The organism is Gilliamella sp. Choc4-2, assembly GCF_001690355.1.
Lineage (GTDB): Bacteria > Pseudomonadota > Gammaproteobacteria > Enterobacterales > Orbaceae > Gilliamella > Gilliamella apicola_A.
On the sequence record NZ_LZHG01000044.1, the window covers coordinates 15,343 to 32,289 of the forward strand.

The 16,947-nt window shown below is 32.8% G+C and carries 13 protein-coding genes and 1 pseudogene; 7 read left to right on the plus strand and 7 right to left on the minus strand.

From position 1 onward, the window contains the following. Window positions 1-305: 305 nt before the first annotated feature. Window positions 306-1,142: pseudogene (asd, locus tag A9G34_RS06330) on the plus strand (archaetidylserine decarboxylase); the annotation flags it as partial. A gap of 16 nt (window positions 1,143-1,158) precedes the next feature. Continuing rightward, window positions 1,159-3,771: a miniconductance mechanosensitive channel MscM gene (gene mscM / locus A9G34_RS06335; RefSeq protein ID WP_065569224.1), complete on the plus strand. Its 2,613-nt coding sequence runs from the start codon at window positions 1,159-1,161 to the stop codon at window positions 3,769-3,771. Here the strand turns inward: mscM and A9G34_RS06340 are convergent. Beyond that, window positions 3,768-4,298, minus strand: a complete 531-nt coding sequence (locus tag A9G34_RS06340; RefSeq protein WP_034943296.1) for a DedA family protein — start codon at window positions 4,296-4,298, stop codon at window positions 3,768-3,770. The genes mscM and A9G34_RS06340 overlap by 4 nt on opposite strands. Window positions 4,299-4,490: 192 nt before the next feature. On the opposite strand from A9G34_RS06340, the gene fdhD reads away from it, so the two are divergent. After that, entirely contained in the window at window positions 4,491-5,297 is an 807-nt protein-coding gene (fdhD, locus tag A9G34_RS06345; protein ID WP_034943298.1) for a formate dehydrogenase accessory sulfurtransferase FdhD, read from the plus strand. 767 nt (window positions 5,298-6,064) lie between these two features. Beyond that, on the plus strand, window positions 6,065-6,970 hold the full coding sequence (locus A9G34_RS06350) for an EamA family transporter (protein WP_034943300.1): 906 nt from the start codon (window positions 6,065-6,067) through the stop codon (window positions 6,968-6,970). Between the two features lie 128 nt (window positions 6,971-7,098). Here A9G34_RS06350 and dsdC read toward each other — a convergent pair whose 3' ends face one another. Then, window positions 7,099-8,034 (minus strand): DNA-binding transcriptional regulator DsdC, encoded by a 936-nt coding sequence (gene dsdC, locus A9G34_RS06355; protein ID WP_065569225.1) that lies wholly within the window; start codon window positions 8,032-8,034, stop codon window positions 7,099-7,101. 235 nt (window positions 8,035-8,269) lie between these two features. Here dsdC and dsdX point away from each other — a divergent pair, with 235 nt between their 5' ends. The 3 genes from dsdX (at window position 8,270) to A9G34_RS06370 (ending at window position 11,669) form a co-directional block, all read left to right on the plus strand. Continuing rightward, entirely contained in the window at window positions 8,270-9,607 is a 1,338-nt protein-coding gene (dsdX, locus tag A9G34_RS06360; RefSeq protein ID WP_065569226.1) for a D-serine transporter DsdX, read from the plus strand. A 21-nt stretch (window positions 9,608-9,628) separates the two neighbouring features. Continuing rightward, window positions 9,629-10,960: a D-serine ammonia-lyase gene (locus tag A9G34_RS06365; protein ID WP_065569227.1), complete on the plus strand. Its 1,332-nt coding sequence runs from the start codon at window positions 9,629-9,631 to the stop codon at window positions 10,958-10,960. 229 nt (window positions 10,961-11,189) lie between these two features. Further along, window positions 11,190-11,669 carry a hypothetical protein gene (locus tag A9G34_RS06370; protein ID WP_034943308.1) on the plus strand — a complete coding sequence of 160 codons (480 nt, stop codon included), beginning with the start codon at window positions 11,190-11,192 and terminating at the stop codon, window positions 11,667-11,669. Window positions 11,670-11,796: 127 nt separating this feature from the next. Here the strand turns inward: A9G34_RS06370 and amtB are convergent, their stop codons facing one another. The 5 genes from amtB to purE form a co-directional block, all read right to left on the minus strand. Further along, the gene (amtB, locus tag A9G34_RS06375; protein WP_065569228.1) at window positions 11,797-13,080 is read right to left on the minus strand and encodes an ammonium transporter AmtB; all 1,284 of its coding nucleotides are present in this window, start codon (window positions 13,078-13,080) and stop codon (window positions 11,797-11,799) included. Window positions 13,081-13,100: 20 nt separating this feature from the next. Then, complete coding sequence (gene glnK / locus A9G34_RS06380; protein WP_034943312.1) at window positions 13,101-13,439, minus strand: P-II family nitrogen regulator; 339 nt, start codon at window positions 13,437-13,439, stop codon at window positions 13,101-13,103. 291 nt (window positions 13,440-13,730) lie between these two features. Continuing rightward, the gene (gene dgt / locus A9G34_RS06385; RefSeq protein ID WP_034943315.1) at window positions 13,731-15,221 is read right to left on the minus strand and encodes a dGTPase; all 1,491 of its coding nucleotides are present in this window, start codon (window positions 15,219-15,221) and stop codon (window positions 13,731-13,733) included. 25 nt (window positions 15,222-15,246) lie between these two features. Beyond that, window positions 15,247-16,317 carry a 5-(carboxyamino)imidazole ribonucleotide synthase gene (purK, locus tag A9G34_RS06390; RefSeq protein WP_034943318.1) on the minus strand — a complete coding sequence of 357 codons (1,071 nt, stop codon included), beginning with the start codon at window positions 16,315-16,317 and terminating at the stop codon, window positions 15,247-15,249. Between the two features lie 2 nt (window positions 16,318-16,319). Then, complete coding sequence (gene purE, locus A9G34_RS06395; RefSeq protein ID WP_081295285.1) at window positions 16,320-16,820, minus strand: 5-(carboxyamino)imidazole ribonucleotide mutase; 501 nt, start codon at window positions 16,818-16,820, stop codon at window positions 16,320-16,322. Window positions 16,821-16,947 lie beyond the last annotated feature (127 nt).

Sequence of the window (16,947 nt, forward strand, 5' to 3'; positions counted from 1 at the left end):
CCCCACCGTAGATCAAATTTTCATCAATAATTTCTGAATATTATAGTTCAAAAAATACAATTTAATAAGCATTTTTAACAAATTAGATTTTATCTATTTCAATAATAAATTATTCAATATAATATTTTTTCCTTGTCATAATATTAAAAAATGTTCTATTAACAGATTATTAACCTTCTATAATTATTGTTCATGTTCCTCAATCAACACCAATAACTTACTCATCATGTTAAGATTAACTTTAATGCAATCATTGTAAATATTGCTATAATGATGCAATTTTTATCATAATTAGAGAGCAATCTATGTTAAATCAGCTAAAAACAATTATTCAGTATCTTCTCCCTAAACAGCTATTAACTGTCATATTCGGTTGGTTAGCTAAAAAACAGCTAGGAAAGGTTACAACATGGATGATCATAGGGTTTTGTAAACTGTATAAAGTAGATTTAAGCGAAGCAAAACTTACTAATGCAACAGATTACAAGACTTTTAATGATTTTTTCTCCCGAGAATTAAAAGAAGAAGCAAGACCAGTTAATACAGCAAATAATATAATAGTTATGCCTGCAGACGGGGTGATTAGCCAATTTGGCTTAATTCAAGATAATCAGTTATTACAGGCAAAAGGGCATTCCTACTCATTAGAATCACTACTTGCTTGTCATCCTGAAATGATTAAATTTTTCAAAAATGGGACCTATGTAACAACCTATTTATCACCTAAAGATTATCATCGTTTTCATATGCCATGCGATGGAATTTTACGTGAAATGATTTATATTCCAGGTTCACTTTTTTCGGTTAATAAAGCAACAACAGAAAATATTCCCAATATTTTTGCTCGTAACGAACGTGTAATTTGCTTGTTTGAAACTGAGCTTGGCCCTATGGCGCAAATTTTAGTGGGTGCAACAATAGTTGGTAGCATTGAAGTACAATGGGAAGGCATAATTACACCGCCTCGAGAAGGTATTATGAAATCTTGGAATTATAAGGATGAAGTAAAACTCGTCAAAGGGCAAGATATGGGTAGTTTTAAATTGGGCTCAACGGTGATAACATTATTTGCTTCAAACTCAATTGAATTTTCTAAAAATATTAAAATCGGTGATATTACTCGAGTTGGACAGATATTAGCCGAAAGGATTTAACCTTATGTGGATGCGTGGTATTTTAAGTTTTGTACTGATGATTTGTTCTTCAGTAATTTTTGCAGAGTCAATAACCATTAATAATGAACAGGAATTATCTCTACTTATTAGCCAGTTAAGTAATAAAAATGATGAGCTTCGGCAATACATGGACTCTCAAAAATCACATTTGACTAGCATTATTAATGAACAAAATAATATTACCACGCAAATTTCACACGCTCAAAATACACTGGCAACACTAGATGAACAAGGAGAATGGTTGAGTTTTTCAACTGCTCTTGGCGAAACATTACGCCAACAACTTTTACATCTACCAGAAAAACCAAAATCGCATGAACTTGATGCCGAAATTGCTGAAGAAAAAGCACAACAGCTTAACTACACAAATAATTTAGCGGCATTAGACAACTATCCTTCCTTAAATAAGTCTCCTTTTAATAATACAAAAGAAGCAGCTCAATACCGACGTTTACTACGTGAACAAACAGAGCTGCTTAAAACGTTAATTTCAGGAACAGATACAACAATTCTTGAACTTGCAAAATTAAAAATAGCGAATAAACAATTAACTAATGTAATTGACGAAATTAATGACGCCACTCATCGCTACTTCTTCTGGGTTGCCAATGTCAATCCTATTTCATTAAACTTTCCTCTAAATCTAGCTAAAGATGTGGTTTATGTTATCTTTTCAATCGACACATTATCACAACTATATAATGCAAGCTTAGAAGCACTTAGTTCACCAAAACCATTGTTTCTACTTATATTATCGATGTTTTTCGTTTTTGCCCATTTAAAAATGCGTATCAAGTACAACACATTTTTAAATAAATCAGCAATACGAGTAGGTAAAGTAACACAAGATAGCTATTCATTAACCTTAAAAGTCGTTATTTTCTCATTAATAATGGCATTGCCTATACCTATATTATGGGCAGTTTTTGGTTATACTTTACAAATTAATTGGGATTACCCAGTTGCTGTCGCATTAGGCTATGGGGTTAATGCAGCCGCACCGATTTTATGGGTTTTTATTATAACTTCGCATTTTGCGGCCCCAAATGGCTTATTTATCACTCATTTTGGTTGGTTGGCAAAAAATGTTCGTGCTGCAATGAAATACTATCAACTTTCAGTATGGCTAGTGATCCCACTTGTTATGATCGTAATGAGTTTTGATCAGTTTAGTAATCGGCAATTTGCCGCAACAATTGGGCGTTCTGCTTTTATTCTGCTTTGCTTTGCATTAGTATTTATGACCAATTCTATTCACCGTGCTGGAGTACCTTTATTTATTGACAAAAAAGGAACCGGGGATAATCTTTTAAGCCATATTTTATGGTTTATTTTACTAAGTGCACCGTGGTTGGCCATTATTGCTGCATGCTTAGGCTATTTATCCACAGCTCAAGTATTATTAGGACGTCTTGAAGCATCTGTGATCATTTGGTTCGGCTTATTAGTTATCTATTTTATGGTTCGTCGCTGGATGTGGATCCAAAAACGTCGTATTGAATTTGAACGAACAAAGCAACGCCGTCTGGAACGTATGCAACGAGCAAAAATTCAAGAAGACGATAATTCAACCAATGAAAATCTCGATGAACCAGTCATAGATTTAGATGCTATTAGTGCCCAATCTCTACATTTAATGCGATCCATAATTATGTTAATTGCATTAATTAGTATGATTTTACTCTGGTCAGAATTACATTCAGCCTTTGCTTTTATGAATAATATTAAACTTTGGGGAACCAATACTATCGTCAACGGTGCCGAAATAGAACAGTATATTACTCTTGGTGCGGTGTGCATTGCGATTTTAGTAATGACTATTACTATTCAGTTAGTTAAAAATTTACCTGCTTTATTAGAGCTAGGCATTTTACAACACTTAGATTTAGCACCAGGTACTGGCTATGCAATTTCTACAATATCCAAATATATTATTTTAATGATCGGATCAATGATTGCATTTTCATTTATAGGTATAGATTGGTCAAAAATTCAATGGTTAATTGCTGCATTAGGTGTTGGTCTAGGATTTGGTTTGCAAGAAATTTTTGCAAATTTTATTTCTGGATTGATTATTTTATTTGAAAAACCTGTCCGTATTGGCGATACTGTGACGATTCGTGAGCTTACGGGAAGTATTGCGAAAATCAATACACGAGCAATCACTATTGTTGATTGGGATCGTAAAGAAATTGTAATGCCGAATAAAGCCTTTATTACTGAGCAATTAGTTAATTGGTCTTTATCTGATTCTATTACACGTATTGTACTAACCATTCCAGCAACAATTGATGCAGATAGTGATCTGGTTATTAAATTATTACAACAAGCTTCTAATGAATGTGAATATGTGCTTAGTGATCCGGAACCTCAAGTGTTTTTAGTCGATATTCAAGAAGGCATCCAGTTATTTGAATTACGCGTCTTTGCCGCTGAAATGAATCATAGAATGCTTTTACGTAGTGCAATTCATAAGTTAATACTTGAAGCATATCGCAAGAACAATTTAACTTTACCATTCCCTCCTTTACAAACTAATTTAGAAGCGCTTGGGCGTAAAAGTGGGCGTCGTAGTTATACTGTAGGAACAATTTAACCGAAAAGAGTTTCTAAGAAAGGAACCCCAAATGCGCCTGGAGCTAATAATACAAATGCCCAAATAGGAGCTGAAACAACATTAGCTACATTAAACTTGATTGCTGGCATATGCATTGTGCCAGCAACCAAAGGAACAATTGCACGCAAAGGTCCAAAAAAACGGCCAATAAATACGCCAAATATTCCGTAACGCATAAAAAACTGCTCTGCACGATAAATCAATTTTGGGTGTTTATTCAAAGGCCAAGAAGAAATAACCTGTTGGTGATAGTATTTTCCTAACCAATAAGAAACAAAATCACCAATAGCAGCACCCAACGAAGCTGCTATTAAAACAGGTACAAATGAAATAGCTCCAGAACCAATCAAAGCGCCTGAACCAAGTAAAATGGCGGTAGCAGGAAGTAATAATGAAATAATGGCAAGCGACTCACCAAATGCTAACAAAAAAATAATTGGCAAAGCCCATACCTGATGATTTTCAATAAATTGTATAATTGCATTGGTAATTTCATGTAATGACATAATATATATTGATAATAATATAATTGATTATTACTGATTATTTTAACATAATAATCGACATATTGGTCAACACGAACAAACTATCGTCAGAACCTTACAAAATATAAATAACGAATACTAATCATAGTTTATTAACATTCGTAGCTCTGAACTAACCTATTAAATCAACAAAATAAATCATAAGAGAAAACCATGACCATTGGTATTAAAAAGATTTCAGTCAAAAAATTTAAAGATAGGGATTTTTTCAATTCGCAGGAAGATATTATCGCTATCGAAAAACCAGTAGCATTAATTTATAACGGCATATCACATGTAGTTATGATGGCGACACCGAAAGATCTCAACTATTTTGCTATAGGTTTTTCACTAACGGAAAAAATTATCCAAAACGTGAATGAAATTTATAGTATTGATATTATGGATACTTCAAAAGGGATTGAGGTCCATATTGAACTATCATCAAGGCGATTTAGCGAACTTAAACAAAAACGTAGAAATCTTACGGGAAGAACAGGCTGCGGAATATGTGGTTCGGAACAAATTGATCAGGTTTGCCAAATTTTGCCCAGTATTCCAATAAATGACCACATTGTTCTTTCTGATTTTAATCATAGTTTATCTCATCTTAGGAAAGTACAGCTAGTAGGAAATAAAACTGGCTGCACACACGCCGCAGTATGGCTTGATTTAAAAGGTAACTTCCTTGCAGGATTTGAAGATGTAGGTAGGCACGTTGCATTAGATAAGTTATTGGGGTTTAGAGCCATTAAATTACAAAAGAATTTGGAATATCAACATGGAGTTGTGCTTGTTTCTAGTAGAGCTAGCTATGAAATGGTGCAGAAGACAGCCAGTTGTGGTATCGAAATTATACTGGCTGTTTCGGCGGCAACATCAATGGCTGTTGATATGGCTAAACAAACAAATATAACGTTAATTGGATTTTTTAGAGGAGATAAAGGCGTTATTTATACAGGAACTGATCGTATTAATTAATTGATTGCTTATTGTTATTTTATTTTGTATTTTGAAGAATATGACGCAATCTTTAGCATTCATACAAATTATCGCTTTATCCAATTCTATACACTATCACTGTTTGGATAAACACAAATTCAATACTATAACAGTTTTATCAAAGGATAGAGTATTTGGCACAACAATTGTTATTGTGGTAATGTGGATAAAAAGCTAATTAAGCTAGAACTACTTTATGTCATTTGTACGACACTTCTTATATTAGACGTTTACAATTTAACGCTAATTCATATTAATTTTAATAAAAATCAAAAATAATCTTAGCTTTCTCGTTTAGATTTAGAGAGATAGATTTCCATAATATCTTTGGATTGATTTTTGTAAAAAAAAGAGCAACTATTCAAACAAATACACAAGACCTATTTATGTCTATGATCAATGTTTTAGTGCTTATTTAATTTCAATTATAAATGCTCTATAGGTTAATATACACACAAAGAGAAGACAGGAATTGTCAACCCACATGGTTAATTCTTTAAATTACACACTAGTATTAATTATTAATTCTTATTAATCATTTAACTATATCCGTAATAAATTATATTTTATAATGGAATAATTTATTATATACAATATAATGCATTATAAGATAATTCCTTTCATTTTGTTCTGATTAATTTATAATTTTCCACAAAAATACTCACAGAATTATACCTGTGATTTCTTACTATCTTGTATATTGATTATTATCAATAAAGTAATTTTTTAAATTTTGAGATTTAAATATGAAAGAAAAATTTTTAGGTAGCTTTTTAGTATTTTTAGGTGCTTGTAGTTTTGGCGTACTATCTTCGATTGTAAAAACTGCTTATAAGGCAGGCTATTCCCTTGGTGAGGTCACAGGCATCCAATGTTTTTTAGGTATGATTATTTTATGGAGTATTCACTTATTTGTTAAAAAAATTAGTAAAACAAAAATAGATCAATCGACAAAAAAACCGCTCACTAAAAAATGGAAAGTTTGTAGTGTTGGGATATTTCCTGGATTGGTAGGAATATGCTATTATCAATGCGTGCAGTTAGTACCTGCGTCGATTGCAATTGTTTTATTGATGCAATATTTATGGCTTAGCGTCATTATCGATTTCGTTGTTTTTAAAAATAAACCAACAATAATTCAACTTTTCACTATCTCTATGATTATCATAGGTAGTTGCTTATCTACAGGAATTTTTAATCAAGATATTCATTTAAACTTAACAGGCTGTTTCTTCGGTTTTTTAGCTGCACTAATGTACTCGTTATTTATTATAACGAGTAGCAATATCGGAAACGATTTACCAAAACTAGAAAAAAGTGCCTTAATGATAACCGGTGCATGTATCATAACCTTTTTAATTTTTCCACCATTATTTTTCTTTAAATTGCCTATTGATGACCAACTCTATCAACTCGGATTTTTACTCTCATTGCTTGGTACCGTTTTACCTCCATTTTTATTTTCAGTAGGGATGCCGAAAATCGGGATTTCGTTAAGCGCCATATTATCCACAGCAGAATTGCCTATAGCAGTAACATGTTCTTATTTTTATTTAAAAGAGCCAGTGCTATTTAATGAATGGGTAGGTGTTATAATAATCATGTTAGCAATTACCCTATCAAACCTAAAACATTTAAAAAAATCCACATGATTAACTTTAGCGATTTCTGGTGCGGCTATTGCCGCACTATTAAAAAAATATCTTAACCTAATAGTCATACAACAAAAGCTCTCTATCCATTTCCAGGAAAAAATATACTTATTTAGTTATACGATAAATTAGACATATTTTTTTAGCCATTTAACAAAAATATCTGCTTTTGGATTATATTTTGCTTGTGGCCTTAATACATAATAATGCTGTTTACATTGTTTTTTCATTTCAGGAAAAGGAGTTATAAGATCGCCATTTTCAAGATATTTATCAATTAATTGTTTTCGTCCCATAGCTACCCCAACATTATATATCGCAGCTTCACTAGCTAAATCACTTCTATCAAATGTCATTTTAGCAATATTATTAAAATCAAAAGATAATGAAAAATTATTTGCCCAAGTTATCCACTCATCAAAACTTGAATCATATCCCCAAGCCTGGCTATCATGCAATAAAGTACAGTTTTTTAAATTATTAGGATTGCGATATAAATTATGTTTTTCAGCATAATATGGGCTACAAACAGGAGTAATTGTTTCATTCATTAGGTAATCGTAAATTAGTTCATCATGCTTATGATCGTCATAGTAAATAGCTAAATCAATGCGATATCGATTAAAATTTATAATTTCATTGCCTGACAAAATATTGAGTGTTATATAAGGATATTGTCGATTGAACTGCGATAATTTAGGCACTAACCAACTCTGAGTTAAGGAAGGCCGCGCGTAAATTGTTAGTGTACCAGAGATTTCTTGATTGGTTATTTCTAGGATTTCCTGATTTAATTGTTTAAGCAATTTTTTTACAACATCAAATAAATTTTTGCCATCAAAAGTAAGCTCTATCCTTCGATGAAACCGTTTAAATAATTTGAAACCAAGTTCTTCTTCTAACTTAATAATCTGATGACTAACTGCACTTGGACTAATACAAAGTTCTTCAGCAGTTAATGCAAAAGACAAATGGCGAGCAGCAGACTCAAAAGTATATAGTTTAGCTAATTGATAACGGTTAATTACACGATTTTTAGCCAAATAACTTTCTTCATCATACATCAGTAATTCCTCCTGCGTTTCGTTTTACGACTTCAACAGTACTACTAACGGCAATTTACATTTCTAAACATTAAAAACGAATACAACTATTTGAAATAACGCATTATTTGATTTAAATCATTTTTTTGTACAAATTTAATTCATGTTAAGTTGTTTATTTATCATTTGTCAAATAATAACTAAAAACATTTAATAATATTGATAATTATAAAACATAACAGAGGAGTAGATAAAAATGAATTTCCAATTTTGGATTATTTGTGTATTAGTCTCAAGTATTATATTAATTGTTATTTCAATCGTGAAATGTAAGTTACACCCTTTTTTAGCCCTGTTACTTGCTAGCTTTTATGTTGGAGCGTTAATGAATATGCCTCCTTTAAAAATAATCTCTGCTATCGAAGATGGCATTGGTAATACATTAAGTTTCTTAGCAGCTGTCATTGGGCTAGGGACAATTCTTGGCAAAATGATGGAAATTTCAGGTGCAGCAGAAAGAATAGGAATAGCCTTACAAAAATTTCGTTGGTTATCGCCTGAAGTTATTATGGTATTAGTTGGTTTAGTGTGCGGAATCACTCTTTTTGTCGAAGTCGGAGTTGTTTTACTGATTCCTTTAGCTTTTTCTATTGCAAAAAAAACAAAAACATCTTTATTAACATTAGCAATCCCACTTTGTACGGCTCTAATGGCTGTTCATTGTATAGTGCCGCCACATCCTGCTGCACTGTACGTAACTAATGCATTAGGTGCTGATATGGGTACAGTTATTATTTTGGGTTTAGCGATCGGTCTTACTGCTTCACTAATTGGTGGGCCTATTTTTTTAAAAATCATTAAAAACAAAATACCTTTTAAACCTGTACCTACAGAATTTGCTCGCATGCGTGTAAAGGCTGAAGAGGAACTCCCATCGTTAGGCACAACTCTTTTAACGGTTTTGCTACCGATTATTTTAATGCTAATAAAAACAACTGCTGAACTTAATATTGATAAATCGAGTTCTATATACGGTATTTTAGAATTTATTGGCAATCCTATAACTGCCATGTTTATCGGTGCTTTTTTTGCCTATTATACTTTAGGGCATCGCCGCAATATGGGAATGTCAGTACTATTAACCAAGACAGAAGATTGTTTTTCATCTATCGCTAACATCTTATTAATCATTGGTGCTGGAGGTGCATTTAATGCAATTCTAAAAGAAAGTGGATTAAGTGATGGTCTAGCTAATATTTTATCCCACTTAGATATACATCCTATTTTATTAGCTTGGTTGGTCGCAATTATCTTACATGCAGCTGTTGGCTCAGCCACTGTAGCTATGATGGGAGCGACTGCGATTGTTTCACCTATGCTTCCACTTTATCCTGATATTAGTCCTGAAATTATAACATTGGCTATAGGCTCTGGCGCTATAGGTTGTACTATTGTTACCGATTCACTATTTTGGTTAGTTAAGCAATATTGTGGTGCATCATTGAATGAAATATTTAAATATTACACTTCAGCTACTTTCATTGCCTCATTGATCTCCTTAGCAAGTACTTTTTTATTATCTTACGTTATATAAAATAATTTTAAGAAGGAAATTATGAAAGCTTTAGACATTAAAAACTTAAAACAGCAATATCCTTTAATAGATCAATTGATGAAATTGGAGGAAACTATTTGGTTTAACCCAAAGGTGACCACATTAAAAGAGGCATTACCCTATGTTACGCTTACAAAAGATGATGTTGAAGATGCAAGCCAAAGATTACAACGATTTGCTCCATACTTAAGTAAAGCATTTCCAGAAACTGCCGAAATGAAAGGGATCATTGAGTCTGAAATTGTGATGATTCCAAAAATGAAAATTGCACTTGAAAAACGTCATCAAACAAAACTTATGGGTAATTTATTACTTAAAAAAGACAGCCATTTGCCCATTTCTGGTTCGATCAAGGCACGAGGTGGAATTTATGAAGTACTCACTCATGCTGAAAAACTAGCTTTTGAGCATGGCTTATTAACAAAAAACGATGACTATAGCCAATTATTTTCAGATAAATTTAGATATTTTTTTAGTCAATACAGTATTGCTGTGGGTTCGACTGGAAACTTAGGCCTATCTATCGGAATTATAAGTGCCAAATTAGGCTTTAAAGTGACCGTTCATATGTCTGCCAATGCATGTGAATGGAAAAAACAGAATTTGCGCTCTCATCATGTAACGGTTATTGAGTATCAGCAAGATTATGGTTTTGCTGTTGAGCAAGGCCGTAAAGCTGCACAATCTGATCCAAATTGTTTTTTTATCGATGACGAAAATTCTAAAACACTTTTTTTAGGCTATTCTGTCGCAGGTCAACGTGTTAGGGAACAATTTAAAAAATTAAATGTCAAAGTAGATAATGAGCATCCATTATTTGTTTATCTACCTTGTGGTGTTGGTGGTGGTCCAGGAGGCGTTGCATTTGGATTAAAACTCGCTTTTGGCGATAATGTACACTGTATCTTCGCCGAACCAACCCATTCACCTTGCATGTTTTTAGGCGTTTACACGGGCTTACACGATAATATTTCGGTACAAGATATTGGTATTGATAATATCACCGCTGCTGACGGCTTAGCAGTAGGCAGACCCTCAGGCTTTGTTGGTCGCGCTATGGAAAGGTTACTTGATGGTTACTATACCATTTCCGATCAACATATGTATGATTTACTCAGCTTGTTGAATAAACAAGAGCATATTCAATTAGAACCTTCTGCTCTTGCTGGAATGTTAGGACCGTTCCTAGTAGAAGAAAACCAGTCTTATTTAGATCGTTTTCAAATTTCATTAAAAGCGTTAAAAAATGCAACACACCTAGTATGGGCAACAGGAGGGGGAATGGTTCCCAAAGAGGAAATGTGCAAATACCTTAATTTTGGAAATATTTAGTATCTAAAGTATTAAGTGTTTTTAAATATAATTTAAATAGTATTTTGGTAATCGACAAACAAGATATTATTTAATTAAATTTTAAAAAATAATAATAAAATTGAAGAATTTTATTCATTTTTATACTGATAACTTAAAGCGTTGTTAGAAAACAAGCAACAATCGTTTTTTTTTTAATTGTCCGATACATCGTTATATTATTGTCCTGAAATAAAAAGGAAATTATAAAATGAAGACACATAAAAAACCATTATTTACCTTAGTACAAAGGAGTGAATCAGTAGCTAAACAAAAAACCTTAAGCTATTTAGAAACAAAATTAGATTATCCTGATCGTATTGATGATATTATTGCATTACGTATTAAGGAGCTTAAATTGCATCATACTGAATATAAAGAAAAAGAGTATAACGAAAAAAATACTTTTCGTAATAATAAGGAATTTTCTTTCATATTTGGTGAAGTATTTGAATCGGAACATCATGAAAAACAAATTGGAATGTTAAAAGATGATATAGCTTTGGCTAAAGAATCAAATAAAGTAAAGAAATTACTTGGTACACGTTTAAAAGAAATGGCTAAGATTTATCCTGATGTCAAGCTTGATTTAAATGATGTTAATGTTATGCCAACAAAAATAAAGGAGCACCTTTTTGCGCCACCTTTAATCTTAACTGAAGATAATGCGATAATGCTTTGGGATGATTAAGTAATGGTCCCTTAATAATAAATAATTATCTACAGGGATGGCTCTCTGTAGATAATTTTTTGAAATTAATAGGTTTATTAAAAATAGGAAATATTAACTTTATTCCCAACTGGCTATTAAATCCCAACTAACTATTAAATGCTCTTTCACCATGACAGTTGATATCTAAACCTTCACTTTCATATTCTTCAGAAACTCTCAATCCAACACATAAATCAGCGATTTTATAAGCAAAGAATGATACAACAGTGGTCCAAACAACACACGTAATCACACTTATTAATTGAATACCAACTTGGCTTATTATTGTGACACCTTCAGCGTATCCTATTCCCCCAAAAATATCTGAAGTAAAAACACCTGTTAATAGGCAACCGACAATACCACAGACCCCATGTACACCAAATACATCACAGGTATCATCAACTTTCAAAGCTCTTTTTAATGAAGATACCCCCCAAACCCCTGAAAAACCAGAAATAATACCTATTAATAGTGCCCCCCCTACTCCAACAAAACCAGCAGCAGGTGTTATTCCAACTAACCCGGCTATCACACCAGATACTGCTCCAAGACATGATGGCTTGCCTCGTAATATCCATTCAGCTAATAACCAAGCTAGAACTGCAGCAGCTGTAGCAGCTATCGTATTAATAAACGCTAATCCTGCAATTTCATCCGCATGCGTTGATGAGCCTGCATTGAAACCAAACCAACCAATATAAAGAATAGCAGCACCAAGATACACATATGGTAAATTGAATGGTCTTAATGGTTCGCGGTTAAAACCAATTCTATTTTTCAATAGATAAGCTCCTACTAACCCAGCAATTGCCGCATTAATATGCACTACAGTACCACCAGCAAAATCTAACGCTCCCTCATCACAAAGAATACCACCACCCCAAATCATATGAGCTATTGGAATATAAGAAAAAGTGAACCATAGCACCATAAAAATGATTACGGCTGAAAATCGAATTCGCTCGGCACATGCTCCTAAAATTAAACAACAAGTAATACATGCAAATGATCCTTGAAATGCAATCCAAATAAATTCATAAATTGAACCTGACAGATCTGAAATACCAATACCCATCAATAAGATATGCTGAAAGTTACCAAAAAACCAGTTTCCTTCACCAAAGGTAAGCGAATAACCATAAATAATCCATAACACTGCAATCAAAGAAAATGTCACTAATACTTGTGATAATATCGATAACACATTTTTTGAACGCAACAGCCCTCCATAAAATAATGCAATTCCAGGGAATGACATGAATAAGACTAGTACAGTAGAAATCATCATAAAGCCATTATCCGCTTTATCAGATATTGTCACTTCTTCAGCAAAAGCAGGAACTGTTAGTAAAACAAGGGTTATTAAGCTAAGTAATTTTATTAACATAATTATATCCTTAACAACAGTTATAAAGCTGAATCATCGGTTTCACCGGTACGAATACGAACAACATGATCAAGTGAAGCAACAAAAATTTTACCATCGCCAATTTTGCCAGTATAAGCGGTTGTAGTAATGATATTAATAGCTTCATCAAGTTGTTCATCACTAATAGCTAAGTCAATTTTTACTTTAGGTAGAAAATTGACATTATATTCGGCCCCTCGATAAAGTTCTGAATGACCTTTTTGTCGACCAAAACCTTTAACCTCGGTAACAGTTAATCCCGTTATACCTATTTTTGAAAGCGATTCTCTTACTTCTTCTAGCTTAAATGGTTTAATTATCACAGTCAGTAATTTCATTTATTATTTCTCTCATTAATATGATAGGTGGGTAAGTTAATGCAAACATCGTGCCATAAAGTTATTAAAAGAGAATTTATTTGAAGAAATTGATGATAATCATTTTAAATATTGAGTTAACATATGGAATTATAATTACAAAACAATAAATCAAAATAGGCAGTATTTATTTAAATAATAATTACTTATTAAAAAAATTATTAAACAAATAGCTAGAAAACACTGCCTATTATGCACGAATATTGTGATGATGCTTTTTGGTTGCCATTTGACTTTTAAGAAAAAAATAAATCAGAAAGTTACCATAAGTTTACGATATTCGTCATAAGCAAAATGATCTGTCATACCACTGATATAATCCTGTATCAGTCGGCATCGATAATAAAACTCCCAACAAGCAAAACTTGGTTCAATTTTTTCAATATTTTTAATCGCTTGTTGGTAAGCATCACAATGTTTAGCCGACAGTTTATGATAAAGTCTGGTTTCGATTGGATAACCTTGATGAACATTATCTTCGGCTAGCTTCAAAAACTCAGCCGTCGACATATTTAATAAAGGACTATAAATATCTAATAATCCACTAATAATACGGTAACCTTGTAATTCAATGTTTTCAACCGATTCATGATTAAAAACATGTTCAACCCCAACCCTTTTAAATATTTTTAATAATTGATATTCTGCACCATTATCTTCAAGTAATGCATGGTTAAACGAACCATGATAAATATCTTCAATATTTTCAATAAAGCGCTCAGCGGCATGAGGGACAAGCTTTCCTATTGCATTAACGCGTACGTACATAAAAAATTGCCCAATAGCAATAGCATTAAATCCATTTTTTTTTAAATTATCATATGGGCGTTTTACAACTCTACTAAACAAATCATTATCTTTAATTGTTCCCCAAGCTTTTTCTAAATAATGGTAAAGTTGTTGCACTGTAAACAGTTTCTTCTCAACAGCATCTTCAAGATCAGCAATACAATAAGAAATATCGTCAGCTGCTTCCATAATATAAGTAAGCGGATAACGATGGAATGGCTTAATTTCAAGTTGTTCAGATAATTTTTGAATGAATTGTTCTTCAGATAAATAATATCCTGGTTTTTTCATTAGATAAGAAAATTTAGCTGGCACATCATTTTTTGCCCAATAAGCAGGCTTAGAGTATTTAAGAATTGAAGCGACTTGCGAATAAGTAAGATTTAATCGTAAAATACTATGTATCAAACGTATTGCTTGAGCATTACCTTCAAAATTTGATAAATCTCGACGAATTTTAGTTTTTAATTTTTTAAGCTCGGTAGTATCCGATTCCTGTAACTCAAGTAATGGGTATTTAGATGGAGTATCGATCCCCAACCGTTCAATAAACCACTGATTAATTGCTTTTTCACCGAAATGCCCGAATGGGGGGTTACCTATATCATGCATTAAACAAGCCATTTCAACTAAACTTTCTATTGACATTATTGCACTATCTAACCCATATGTTTTAAGCTTCCGCGATTTACCAAGTCGATACATTATTTCTTTTACAATATAACGGCCGACTTGCTGTACTTCCATAGAATGAGTAAGGCGAGTTCTGACAACTGAATTTCTCTCTAACGGAAAAACCTGCGTTTTTTGTTGTAAACGTCGAATAGCGGCTGAATTAATGATTCTCCCACGATCGCTTTCAAACTGGCGTACAATTGAATAGGCATCGGTTAAATCTTCACATACTTTACTTGTATAACGTTGATAGCTGATTTTTTTATTAAAATCTATCATATTTCAATCCTTTGTATTTATAATACTATAATTTTTGTATTGCCCATTCAATCGATGATTGATAATCAGTAGGTAAAAATGACGTTAAAAGAGTTAAAGATTGTTTTAGTTTAACGGATTGATAATGAGTTAAATTTAAATGCCCAACTTTACGACCTGTTCTAATTTCCTTTTGATACCAATGCAGGTGAACTAAATCAACGGATAACCAGCTAGGATTTAATTTAATTCCAATTAAATTAATCATGACAGAAGTAGAAAAAACATCAGGCATAGGGAGTGGCAATCCCAATATTGCACGAAGATGAAGTTCAAATTGACTTATCGATGCACCATTTTGTGTCCAATGCCCACTATTATGCACTCTAGGAGCCAATTCATTGATTAGTAAATCATTACCGATAACAAAACATTCCATTGCCATAACTCCCACATAATTTAATTTATGCATAATGGCTGATAGCATCTGCTCTGCTTTGGTTTGTAATATAGGTGATTCGTTCGGTTTAGCGACACATATTTTTAAAATACCTTCTTGATGTAAATTATTAGTAAGAGGGTAAAATGCCATCTCCCCTTTAGCGTTACGTGCTCCAACTAATGACATCTCTTTTTCGTAAGGAATCACTTGTTCAGCAATCGCATAGTGATAAATATCATCCGGAACCGATATGTCACTATCTATATTAATTCGCCACTGCCCTCTCCCGTCATAACCACCAGTTCGGCATTTAACAATGATTTGGTCACCAAGTTCGGTAAACAATTTTGGCCAATCCTGAGGTTGTTCTAAAGCGAACCATTTAGCAGTAGGTAAACTTAATTCATTAAGCAGTTGTTTTTGTGTTAAACGATCTGCTATTAGCGGAAATATATTTCGATTAATAAAATGGGGATGATTAGCTAAAATTTGCGTGAACGGTGTATCAGGCCAACTTTCAATTTCTGCAGTAATAACAGACTGTTGGTAGGGAATAGAGATAGGATCTACATCTAATCCAACAGGAAAAACCTTTATTCCTAAAGGTTCACCGGCTTCCTTAAGCATTCGGCCTAATTGACCATTACCTAACACGCAAACAGTTTGAAGTTTCATAATTATGCATCTACTCTAGGATCGGGATGATTTAAAATATCATCAGTTTGACTTAATCGCCATGTTGATAAGCGTTGATAAATATCTTTATCATGCAAGGAAAGTATTTGTGCAGCAAGTAATGCTGCGTTAACCGCTCCGGATTTACCTATCGCTAACGTACCAACAGGAATACCTTTGGGCATCTGTACAATTGAATATAAGCTATCTACACCATTTAGTGCTTCACTTTGAATTGGTACCCCTAATACAGGCACTAAGGTTTTAGCAGCTAACATACCAGGTAAATGCGCGGCACCACCAGCACCTGCAATAATCACATTAAATCCTTTTAGTTTTGCATTTTCGGCAAATTGAAATAGCTTATCGGGAGTACGATGAGCAGAAACGATTTCAACATGGTAAGTAATAGTTAATTCATCTAGCACGTTTGCAGCATGTTGAATAGTATTCCAATCACTTTTAGAACCCATTACAATGGCAACTTTAGGTTGAGTGCGCATAAAAAACCATCTAAATATTTGAACCATTAAGTGCTCAAAGTATACACTAATATTTTGCCCATGGGGATAACAATAATAATTTTAACTCAATATAAATTTAAAAAATTAACAAGTTGCTTGGTTATTT

Excerpts from the sequence above, each read along its gene's own strand:
- mscM (WP_065569224.1), top strand. The coding sequence starts at position 1,159 with ATGTGGATGCGTGGTATTTTAAGTTTTGTACTGATGATTTGTTCTTCA.
- A9G34_RS06340 (WP_034943296.1), bottom strand. The coding sequence starts at position 4,298 with ATGTCATTACATGAAATTACCAATGCAATTATACAATTTATTGAAAAT.
- fdhD (WP_034943298.1), top strand. The coding sequence starts at position 4,491 with ATGACCATTGGTATTAAAAAGATTTCAGTCAAAAAATTTAAAGATAGG.
- A9G34_RS06350 (WP_034943300.1), top strand. The coding sequence starts at position 6,065 with ATGAAAGAAAAATTTTTAGGTAGCTTTTTAGTATTTTTAGGTGCTTGT.
- dsdC (WP_065569225.1), bottom strand. The coding sequence starts at position 8,034 with ATGTATGATGAAGAAAGTTATTTGGCTAAAAATCGTGTAATTAACCGT.
- dsdX (WP_065569226.1), top strand. The coding sequence starts at position 8,270 with ATGAATTTCCAATTTTGGATTATTTGTGTATTAGTCTCAAGTATTATA.
- A9G34_RS06365 (WP_065569227.1), top strand. The coding sequence starts at position 9,629 with ATGAAAGCTTTAGACATTAAAAACTTAAAACAGCAATATCCTTTAATA.
- A9G34_RS06370 (WP_034943308.1), top strand. The coding sequence starts at position 11,190 with ATGAAGACACATAAAAAACCATTATTTACCTTAGTACAAAGGAGTGAA.
- amtB (WP_065569228.1), bottom strand. The coding sequence starts at position 13,080 with ATGTTAATAAAATTACTTAGCTTAATAACCCTTGTTTTACTAACAGTT.
- glnK (WP_034943312.1), bottom strand. The coding sequence starts at position 13,439 with ATGAAATTACTGACTGTGATAATTAAACCATTTAAGCTAGAAGAAGTA.
- dgt (WP_034943315.1), bottom strand. The coding sequence starts at position 15,221 with ATGATAGATTTTAATAAAAAAATCAGCTATCAACGTTATACAAGTAAA.
- purK (WP_034943318.1), bottom strand. The coding sequence starts at position 16,317 with ATGAAACTTCAAACTGTTTGCGTGTTAGGTAATGGTCAATTAGGCCGA.
- purE (WP_081295285.1), bottom strand. The coding sequence starts at position 16,820 with ATGCGCACTCAACCTAAAGTTGCCATTGTAATGGGTTCTAAAAGTGAT.